The organism is Burkholderia sp. PU8-34 (assembly GCF_053427725.1).
This window is the reverse complement of record NZ_JBSAXC010000054.1, coordinates 1-1076: the sequence shown is the minus strand read 5'-3', so window position 1 is coordinate 1076 and position 1076 is coordinate 1. Positions and strand designations below refer to the sequence as shown.

The 1076-nt window shown below is 63.2% G+C and carries 1 protein-coding gene; it reads left to right on the top strand.

Features of this window, described 5'->3' with window-relative positions; all coding sequences use genetic code 11:
- Positions 1-16 precede the first annotated feature (16 nt).
- Positions 17-952 carry an electron transfer flavoprotein subunit alpha/FixB family protein gene (locus ACV22Z_RS35655; RefSeq protein WP_448080930.1) on the top strand — a complete coding sequence of 312 codons (936 nt, stop codon included), beginning with the start codon at positions 17-19 and terminating at the stop codon, positions 950-952.
- The last annotated feature ends 124 nt before the right edge of the window (positions 953-1076 follow it).

Below are 1076 nucleotides of genomic sequence, written 5' to 3'. Positions count from 1 at the left end.
AGGGAGCGGAAAGAAAATGACGATTCTGGTTATTGCCGAACACGACAACGCGTCGATCAAGGCAGCGACGCTGAACACGGTCGCTGCTGCTCAGAAGATCGGCGGCGACATTCACGTGCTGGTCGCGGGTCACAATGCGCAAGCGGCTGCGGATGCAGCGGCGAAGATTGCAGGTGTCAGCAAGGTCCTGCTGGCCGACGCGCCGCAACTGGCCGCGGGCCTCGCGGAAAACGTCGAGGCCACCGCGCTGAACATCGCGAAGGATTACTCGCACATCCTGGCGCCGGCGACGGCCTACGGCAAGAACATCGCGCCGCGCATCGCTGCGAAGCTGGACGTTGCGCAGATCTCGGACATCACGGCGGTCGATTCGGCCGACACGTTCGAGCGCCCGATCTACGCGGGCAATGCGATTGCGACGGTGCAGTCGAGCGACGCGATCAAGGTGATCACGGTGCGTTCGACGGGCTTCGATCCGGTTGCAGCGGAAGGCGGCAGCGCAGCGGTCGAGAAGATCGAAGCGGCGGCAGATGCCGGCATTTCGCAGTTCGTGAGCCGTGAAGTGACGAAGCTGGACCGTCCGGAACTCACCAGCGCGAGCATCATCGTGTCGGGTGGTCGTGGCCTGGGCAGCGGCGAGAACTACACGAAGGTGCTGGAGCCGCTGGCGGACAAGCTGCAGGCTGCACTCGGCGCATCGCGCGCGGCCGTCGACGCGGGCTACGTGCCGAACGATTACCAGGTGGGTCAAACCGGCAAGATCGTCGCACCGCAGCTATACATCGCGGTCGGCATCTCGGGCGCGATCCAGCATCTGGCCGGCATGAAGGATTCGAAGGTAATCGTCGCGATCAACAAGGATCCCGAAGCACCGATCTTCAGCGTCGCAGACTACGGTCTCGTCGGCGATCTGTTCACGCTCGTTCCGGAACTCGTGAACGAACTGGGCTGACGCGGCGCGACGCGCTGTGCATGATGCTGCAGCGATAAGCACACGACACGAGGGGCGCGACGAGCGCCCCTTTTTTTTCGCCATAAGCAGAAGACGGAGGAGCAACATGAGTTACACCGCACCG

Bases quoted from the DNA above. Each gene is read 5' to 3' on its own strand.
- ACV22Z_RS35655 (WP_448080930.1), top strand. From the start codon at position 17: ATGACGATTCTGGTTATTGCCGAACACGACAACGCGTCGATCAAGGCA.